Origin of the sequence: uncultured Aquincola sp., assembly GCF_964001545.1 — a bacterium.
Lineage (GTDB): Bacteria > Pseudomonadota > Gammaproteobacteria > Burkholderiales > Burkholderiaceae_C > Aquincola.
In genome coordinates, this window is record NZ_CAXFDV010000042.1 from 1 (window position 1) to 7,158 (window position 7,158).

The 7,158-nt window shown below is 70.6% G+C and carries 9 protein-coding genes and 1 pseudogene; 6 read left to right on the forward strand and 4 right to left on the reverse strand.

Annotation, left to right across the window (positions count from 1 at the left end; all coding sequences use genetic code 11):
- The coding region (locus tag ABNT58_RS01545; RefSeq protein WP_348751756.1) for an HD domain-containing protein at positions 1-580 on the forward strand (580 nt) is incomplete at its 5' end.
- On the opposite strand, the gene ABNT58_RS01550 is transcribed toward ABNT58_RS01545, so the two are convergent.
- Both ABNT58_RS01550 and ABNT58_RS01555 read right to left on the reverse strand, forming a co-directional pair.
- Positions 577-768 carry a DUF2905 domain-containing protein gene (locus ABNT58_RS01550; protein WP_250198044.1) on the reverse strand — a complete coding sequence of 64 codons (192 nt, stop codon included), beginning with the start codon at positions 766-768 and terminating at the stop codon, positions 577-579. The genes ABNT58_RS01545 and ABNT58_RS01550 overlap by 4 nt on opposite strands.
- Before the next feature lie 9 nt (positions 769-777).
- Positions 778-1,890, reverse strand: coding sequence for an SAM-dependent methyltransferase (locus ABNT58_RS01555; RefSeq protein WP_348751757.1), 1,113 nt, complete (start codon positions 1,888-1,890; stop codon positions 778-780).
- 17 nt (positions 1,891-1,907) lie between these two features.
- On the opposite strand from ABNT58_RS01555, the gene ABNT58_RS01560 reads away from it, so the two are divergent.
- Genes ABNT58_RS01560 through ABNT58_RS01575 form a run of 4 tightly spaced genes read left to right on the forward strand, consistent with a single transcriptional unit; the run spans position 1,908 to position 4,618 of the window.
- Complete coding sequence (locus ABNT58_RS01560) at positions 1,908-2,681, forward strand: SDR family oxidoreductase (protein ID WP_348751758.1); 774 nt, start codon at positions 1,908-1,910, stop codon at positions 2,679-2,681.
- Between the two features lie 9 nt (positions 2,682-2,690).
- Positions 2,691-3,077 (forward strand): dihydroneopterin aldolase, encoded by a 387-nt coding sequence (locus tag ABNT58_RS01565; RefSeq protein WP_348751759.1) that lies wholly within the window; start codon positions 2,691-2,693, stop codon positions 3,075-3,077.
- Between the two features lie 13 nt (positions 3,078-3,090).
- Complete coding sequence (ttcA, locus tag ABNT58_RS01570) at positions 3,091-4,002, forward strand: tRNA 2-thiocytidine(32) synthetase TtcA (RefSeq protein WP_348751760.1); 912 nt, start codon at positions 3,091-3,093, stop codon at positions 4,000-4,002.
- 16 nt (positions 4,003-4,018) lie between these two features.
- Positions 4,019-4,618 carry a DUF4136 domain-containing protein gene (locus ABNT58_RS01575; RefSeq protein ID WP_348751761.1) on the forward strand — a complete coding sequence of 200 codons (600 nt, stop codon included), beginning with the start codon at positions 4,019-4,021 and terminating at the stop codon, positions 4,616-4,618.
- A 7-nt stretch (positions 4,619-4,625) separates the two neighbouring features.
- Here ABNT58_RS01575 and ABNT58_RS01580 read toward each other — a convergent pair whose 3' ends face one another.
- Positions 4,626-5,513, reverse strand: coding sequence for a DUF6279 family lipoprotein (locus tag ABNT58_RS01580; protein WP_348751762.1), 888 nt, complete (start codon positions 5,511-5,513; stop codon positions 4,626-4,628).
- A 10-nt stretch (positions 5,514-5,523) separates the two neighbouring features.
- Between ABNT58_RS01580 and glmU the strand changes: the two genes are divergently transcribed.
- A complete protein-coding gene (gene glmU, locus ABNT58_RS01585) occupies positions 5,524-6,891 on the forward strand; it encodes a bifunctional UDP-N-acetylglucosamine diphosphorylase/glucosamine-1-phosphate N-acetyltransferase GlmU (RefSeq protein ID WP_348751763.1) in 1,368 nt (455 codons plus the stop codon).
- 67 nt (positions 6,892-6,958) lie between these two features.
- Here glmU and ABNT58_RS01590 read toward each other — a convergent pair.
- Positions 6,959-7,158 (reverse strand): annotated as a pseudogene (locus ABNT58_RS01590) (uracil-DNA glycosylase); the annotation flags it as partial.

Consider the following 7,158-nt stretch of genomic DNA (forward strand, 5'->3'; position numbering starts at 1 on the left):
GCCGCAGCACCACCCCGAGGTGGACACCGGCGTGCACGTGATGCTGGTGCTGGACACCGCCGCCGCGCTGCAGGCGCCGCTGCCGGTGCGCTGGGCCTGCCTGGTGCACGACCTGGGCAAGGGCAGCACGCCGCCAGAAGAATGGCCGCGCCACATCGCGCACGAGGCACGCAGCGTGCGCCTGGCCGCCCAGGTGGCCGACCGGTTGCGGGTGCCGGTGGACTGCCGCGAGCTGGCGCAGCTGGTGGCCGGCGAGCACGGCAACATCCACCGCAGCGGCGAGTTCGGCGCCGCCGCGCTGATGCGGCTGCTGGAGCGCTGCGACGCGCTGCGCCGGCCCGAGCGCTTCGAGCAGGCGCTGCTGGCCTGCGAGTGCGATGCGCGTGGCCGCACCGGGCTGGAAGACCGGCCCTACCCGCAGCGAGAGCGCCTCTCGGCCGCGCTGCGCACGGTGCTGGCGGTGGACGTGAAGCAGGCCGCCGCCGATGCGGTGGCGCGCGGCCTCAAGGGCCCGGGCATCGGCAACGCGGTGTCGCAGGCGCGGGCGGAGGCGCTGGAGGCCTGGCTGGCTGGGGCCTAAATGAAGTAGCCGACTGCCATCGCAATCAGGCTCAAAACAAGGCTGCTGGCCACCGGCAGATACCACTCGCGGCCGAAGAGGATGAAGCGGAAGTCGCCCGGCAGCTTGCCCAGGCCGATGCGCGCCAGCCAGTGCTGCAGCCCGTTGAACAGCAGGCAGGCGATGAGAAAGACCAGCAGCCAGCGCATGCCGCGCGCCTACAGCCGGTGCGAGCGGTCGCCCGCCGCAAAGCCGATGGCATCGAACGCTTCGCCCTTGGCAAAGCCGATCACCTTAAACAGTTCGCCCATCTCATGCTCGGCCACCAGCTTCTGGCCGGCCGCCAGCGTGCGCACGTCGCCCGCCGCCTGGGCCTGGCCCAGGCTCTGCGCCAGCCCGCAGTTCAGCAGGAAGCGGCCCTGCGAGGTGTAGCCCAGCACTTCCAGCCCCGCGTCCTGCCCGGCCAGCGCCACGCCGGTGAAGTTGACATGGGCGGTGATGTCCTTGAGCCCCGGGTCGGCCAGCGGGTCGGTGTCGGCGCGGTGCAGCCGATGGCACATCAGCGTGCCGCCGGTGCGCTGCGGCAGGTAGAACTCATCTTCCGGAAAGCCGTAGTCGATGAAAAACGCCGCGCCGCGCTGCAGCCGTTCGGCCAGCGTGCGCACGAAGGCTTCGGCCTGCGGATGGATTTCCACCGTGGTGCCGGGCACGAAGGGCGCCTGCACCGGCGGGCGCAGCGAGGTCTCGCGGTCGGCAAAGCTCAGCGCATCGGCGGCGTCCAGCGTCACGCCGCGCTCCCACCAGCGCTGGCCGTCGAAGTGCAGCAGTTGCACCGGCATCGCGTCCAGCACCTCGTTGCCCACCACCACGCCCTTCATCTGCGCCGGCAGCTCGGTGGCCCACTGCACCCGGTCGCCGAAGGCGGCCAGCCGCGCCTGCTGGCGCGCCCGCAGGCTGCCCGAGAGGTCGACGATGGTGTAGCGGCGCACCCGCTCGCCCAGCGCCTGCAGCAGCGATTCGGCCAGCGCACCCGAGCCGGCGCCGAATTCCCACAACTCGTCGGTGCCGGTGGCGTCCAGCGCCTGGCGCAGCTGCACCGCCAGCGCCTGGCCGAACAGCGGCGTCATCTCGGGCGCAGTGACGAAATCGCTGCCCGAGGACGGCATGGCGCCAAACTTCACGCTGCCGTTGGCGTAGTAGCCCAGGCCCGGCGTGTACAGCACCGCGGCCATGTATCGGTCGAACGGCAGCCAGCCGCCCGCGGCCGCGATGTCCTGGCGCAAGTGCGCCAACAGCGCGCTCGATACACTGGCGGGTTCCGTTTTTTGCATGACGCATTCTAGAAACCATGGCTTCGCGCCGCGTTGTCCTCGTCACCGGAGCGGCCCGGCGCATCGGCCGCAGCATCGCGCTCGACCTCGCGGCGCATGGCTTCGACCTGGCGCTGCACTGCCACCACGCCAGTGAAGAAGCCGCCGCCACCGCGGCCGAGCTGCAGGCGCTGGGCGCCCGCGTGGCCGTGCTGCCCGCCGACCTGACCGACGAAGCCGCCTGCCGCGCGCTGGTGTCGCAGGCGCTGGCGCAGCTGGGCCGGCTGGACGCGGTGGTCAACAACGCCTCGCTCTTCGAGCATGACGACGTGGCCAGCTTCGGCCATGCCGCGATGGAGCGCCACTGGCGCGCCAATACCGCCGCGCCCATCCTGCTGGCGCAGGCGCTGCACCAGCACCTGGCCACGCGCGACGACGCGGCCGAGACGCCCGGCTGCGTGGTGAACCTGCTCGACCAGAAGCTGTGGAACCCCAACCCCGACCACCTGTCGTACACGCTGTCCAAGGCGGCGCTGGAAAGTGCCACCACGATGCTGGCCATGGCGCTGGCGCCGCGGCTGCGGGTGGTGGGCGTGGCGCCGGGCGTCACCCTGCCCTCGGGCCCGATGAACCAGGAAGAATTCCAGCGTGCGCACCGCATGACGCCGCTGCAGCGCTCTTCCACCCCTGAAGACCTGGCGCGCACCGTGCGCTTCGTCCTCGAGTCGCCCGCCATCACTGGCACCACCATCCTGGTGGACGGCGGCCAGCACCTCGCCGCGCAGCCGCGCGACGTCTACTTCCTCGCCTGATCGGCCGCCATGAACCTTCTTCACCCTGACCTGGCCGGCTGCCGGCGCCTGTTCCTGCGCAACTACGTGGTGAACATCAACATCGGCGTGCACGACTTCGAAAAGCGCGGCGAGCAGCGCGTGATCATCAACGTCGACCTGTACGTGCCGCTGGCGCAGTCCACGCCCACCGCCGACGAACTGCACGAGGTGGTGGACTACGACTTCATCCGCCGCACCGTGGCCGAGCGGGTGCAGCAGGGCCACATCCAGCTGCAGGAGACCTTGGCCGATGACCTGCTGAAAGCCATGCTCACCCACCCCCGCGTGCGCGCGGCCCGCGTGAGCACCGAAAAGCCCGACGTGTACCCCGACTGCGATGCGGTGGGGGTGGAAGTCTTCGGCATCAAGCCTTGAGAACGGAACTGCCATGAGCGACATCGCCATCGACACCGCCCACGACCGCAAGGCCGCCTTCGAGGCCAACAAGCTGTCCAAGCGCCTGCACCGCCAGGTGGGCCAGGCCATCGCCGACTTCAACATGATCGAAGCCGGCGACAAGGTCATGGTCTGCGTGTCGGGCGGCAAGGACAGCTATGCCCTGCTCGACATCCTGATCAACCTGCGCAAGCGGGCGCCGATCCCGTTCGAGCTGGTGGCCGTCAACCTCGACCAGAAGCAGCCCGGGTTTCCTGAGCATGTGCTGCCGCAGTACCTGTCCACGCTGGACGTGCCCTTCCGCATCGAGGAGCAGGACACCTACTCCATCGTCAAGCGGCTGATTCCCGAAGGCCAGACGATGTGCTCGCTGTGCTCGCGGCTGCGGCGCGGCATCCTGTACCGCGTGGCCAGCGAACTGGGCGCCACCAAGGTGGCGTTGGGCCACCACCGCGACGACATGGTGGTGACGCTGCTGATGAACATGTTCTTCGGCAGCCGCATGAAGGGCATGCCGCCCAAGCTGGTGAGCGACGACGGCAAGCACGTGGTCATCCGCCCGCTGGCCTACGTGGCCGAGACCGACCTGGAACGTTATGCGGTGGACCGCCAATTCCCCATCATCCCGTGCACGTTGTGCGGCAACCAGGAAGGGCTGCAGCGCGCCACCATCAAGGCGATGATCCGCGACTGGGACCGCCAGTACCCCGGCCGCATCGACAACATGTTCACCGCCATGGGCAACATCGTGCCGTCACACATGATGGACCGGAAGCTGTACCCTTTCACCACGCTGCAGGCCACCGGCATCGCCGACCCGCAGGGCGACAAGGCTTTCGACGACGACGAAGACCCCTGTGGCACGCCCGCCACCTCGGTGGTGAAGCTGCATCCCGGGGCCTGAACCAGGAACCGCTGACATGAACCTTCCGTCCTCCATGCGCGTGATGGCCGCCGGCGCGGCGCTGCTGGCACTGGGCGGCTGCGCCTCGTTCAACAGCCTGACCAGCGACGTGCGCAGCTACGGCACCTGGCCGGCCGGCCGCGCGCCCGGCACCTACGTGTTCGAGCGCCTGCCCTCGCAGGCCTCGCAGCCCGAGCAGCAGGCCGCACTGGAGGACGCCGCCCGTCCGGCGGTGGAAATGGCCGGCTTCAAGCCCGCCGCCGACGCCGGCAAGGCCGACGTCACCATCCAGCTGGGCGCCCGCATCACCCGCTACGACACCGCGCCCTGGGACGATCCGTTCTGGTGGAACTACGGCTACGGCTTCGGCCGCTTCGGCGGCTGGCGGCCCGGGCTGGGCCTGGGCTACCGCTTCGACAACCCGCGCTATGAGCGCGAAGTGGCGGTGCTGATCCGCGACCGTGCCAGCGGCGCGCCGCTGTACGAAACCCGCGCGGTGAACGACAGCCTGGTGGGCGGCGACCCGGAGTCGCTGTCGCTGATGTACGAAGCGGCGCTGAAGGACTTTCCCACCCCCGCGGTGAGCCCGCGCAGGGTGGTGGTGCCCACGCGCTGACTGCGCTTCAACCGCCCGCGGCGGCCAGCGCCCGGGCGTCGTCGGCCCAGCCGCGCAGCTTGTCGCGCGCGGCCTTGCGCTGCACCGGCGTCGTGGTGTTGTGCAGCTCGGCCATCCAGGCGCAGTTGTAGTCCACCAGCCGGCGCTGGTAGGCCTGGTAGGCCGGCCGCGGTGAATGCAGCCAGCGGCCCATCAGGTCGCGCACCGCCGTCTGGGCCTGGGCCGCCGGCACGGCGCGGCCGTCCACCTTCAGGCTGCGCAGGGTCTGCAGCGTGTCGCGCTGGTGGGCGATGCGCTCCTGGTTCCACAGCTCGGGGTCGAAGGGCGAAGCCAGCAGCGCCTGCGCCACCCGCTCGCGCTGCGGCGCATCCAGACGACCGTAGAGCTTTTCCAGCCGCTCCACCGTCTTGTCCAGCAGTTCTTCGCGCCGCTCCTTGGGGTCGGGCTGCAGGTACTCCTCGCGGAACTCCTTGTTGTTGCGCTCGTAGCGCTTGTCGATGTGGCGCAGCTGCTGCGGCGTCAGCGTCACCGCCAGCTCGGCCGCGGGCACCACCATCTGCATCAGCGCCACCTCGGCCTTCTGGCGCAGCTCGGGCTCCCAGCGGCACAGCGCGGCGGCGCTGGTGTTGTCCTGCGCCTGGGCCTGCATGCGGGTGAGCATGGCGGCGTACTCGGGCAGCTGCGTGCTGCGGTGCCAGCGGAAGAAGGCGTCGATCGCCTCCCGCGTGCGCGGGCCCTGGTCGTCGTCCAGGTCGGCGTAGCTGTTGATCCACCACGACGACCAGGCCGGCGCCTGGTTGTAGGCCAGTTGCACCACGGCGCAGCCGCTGACGGCCAGGGCCAGCAGGGCGGCACCGATAATCCGGCCCCCGGTGCGCCACCGCACCCACTTCATCGCTTCACGCATGGCTCTCCACATCGTCATCATGGCCGCGGGCAAAGGCACCCGCATGAAATCCGACCGGCCCAAGGTGCTGCACCGGCTGGCCGGCCGCAGCCTGCTGCAACGGGTGCTGGACACCACCGCCACGCTGCAGGCCGACGGCACGCTGGTGATCGTGGGGCATGGCGCCGAGCAGGTGGAAACGGCAATCGTTATGCCCGGCGTCAGCATGGTCAAGCAGGAGCCGCAACTGGGCACCGGCCATGCCATCCAGCAGGTGGTGCCGCACCTGGGCGACCAAGGCACCACGCTGATCCTGAACGGCGACGTGCCGCTGATCCGCGCCGAGACCGCCCGCGCGCTGGCCGAGGCCTGCGGCGGCAGCCGGCTGGCGCTGCTGACGGTGACGCTGGCCGACGCCACCGGCTACGGCCGCATCGTGCGGGCGGCCGACGGCACCGTGCAGGCCATCGTCGAGCACAAGGACGCCACGCCCGCCCAGCGCGAGATCCGCGAGGTGTACACCGGCATGATGGCCGCGCCCACCGCCTGGCTCAAGCGCGCGGTGATGGCGCTGGACAACGACAACGCGCAGCGCGAGTACTACCTGACCGACATCGTGAAGATGGCGGTGGCCCAGGGCGTGCCGGTGGTGGCTTCGGCCGCGCCGGCCGAGATCGAGGTGCGCGGCATCAACAGCCCGCGCGAGCTGGCGCAGCTGGAACGCCTGCACCAGGCCGCGGTGGCCGATGCGCTGCTGGACGCCGGCGTGCGCCTGGCCGACCCGGCGCGCATCGACGTGCGCGGCCGCCTGCAATGCGGGCGCGACGTGGAGATCGACGTCAATTGCGTGTTCGAGGGCGAGGTGGTGCTGGGCGACGGCGTGCGCATCGGCCCCAACTGCGTGCTGCGCGATGCGCGCATCGCCGATGGCGCGGTGGTGCACCCCTTCAGCCACATCGAGCAGGCCCAGGTGGGGCCGGGCTCGCTGATCGGGCCCTATGCCCGCCTGCGGCCGGGCGCAGTGCTGGGCGCCGAGGTGCACATCGGCAACTTCGTGGAAGTGAAGAACTCCACCCTGGCCAACGGCGCCAAGGCCAACCACCTGGCCTACCTGGGCGACAGCACGGTGGGCGAGCGGGTGAACTTCGGGGCCGGCTCCATCACCGCCAACTACGACGGCGTGAACAAGCACCGCACGGTGATCGGCAACGACGTGCACGTGGGCAGCAACTGCGTGCTGGTGGCCCCGGTGACGCTGGGCGACGGCGCCACCATCGGCGGCGGCTCCACCATCGCCAAGGACGCCCCGGCCGGCCAGCTCAGCGTCTCTCGCGCGCGGCAGCTGACGGTGCCGGGGTGGAAGCGGCCGACGAAGCAGGCGAAGTAACTGGGCTCAAGGTTCCGCCGCCGGGCCGCCCCAAGGCGGAACGCGCCCCCTCGGGGGGCAGCGAGCGTCAGCGAGCTTGGGGGCCCTGCTCCAGGACCTCAGCCGCCAGGCAGAGGTCTTCCCAGGCGCGTGCCTTGTCCATCGGCTGGCGCAGCAGGTAGGCGGGGTGGTAGGTCACCACCAGCGGCACGCCCTGGTACTGGTGCACCCGGCCGCGCAGGCGGCCGATGGGCTCGCTGCTGCGCAGCAGCGACTGCACCGCAAACC

Excerpts from the sequence above, each read along its gene's own strand:
- ABNT58_RS01575 (WP_348751761.1), top strand. The coding sequence starts at position 4,019 with ATGAACCTTCCGTCCTCCATGCGCGTGATGGCCGCCGGCGCGGCGCTG.
- ABNT58_RS01565 (WP_348751759.1), top strand. The coding sequence starts at position 2,691 with ATGAACCTTCTTCACCCTGACCTGGCCGGCTGCCGGCGCCTGTTCCTG.
- ABNT58_RS01580 (WP_348751762.1), bottom strand. The coding sequence starts at position 5,513 with ATGAAGTGGGTGCGGTGGCGCACCGGGGGCCGGATTATCGGTGCCGCC.
- ttcA (WP_348751760.1), top strand. The coding sequence starts at position 3,091 with ATGAGCGACATCGCCATCGACACCGCCCACGACCGCAAGGCCGCCTTC.
- ABNT58_RS01550 (WP_250198044.1), bottom strand. The coding sequence starts at position 768 with ATGCGCTGGCTGCTGGTCTTTCTCATCGCCTGCCTGCTGTTCAACGGG.
- ABNT58_RS01560 (WP_348751758.1), top strand. The coding sequence starts at position 1,908 with ATGGCTTCGCGCCGCGTTGTCCTCGTCACCGGAGCGGCCCGGCGCATC.
- glmU (WP_348751763.1), top strand. The coding sequence starts at position 5,524 with ATGGCTCTCCACATCGTCATCATGGCCGCGGGCAAAGGCACCCGCATG.
- ABNT58_RS01555 (WP_348751757.1), bottom strand. The coding sequence starts at position 1,890 with ATGCAAAAAACGGAACCCGCCAGTGTATCGAGCGCGCTGTTGGCGCAC.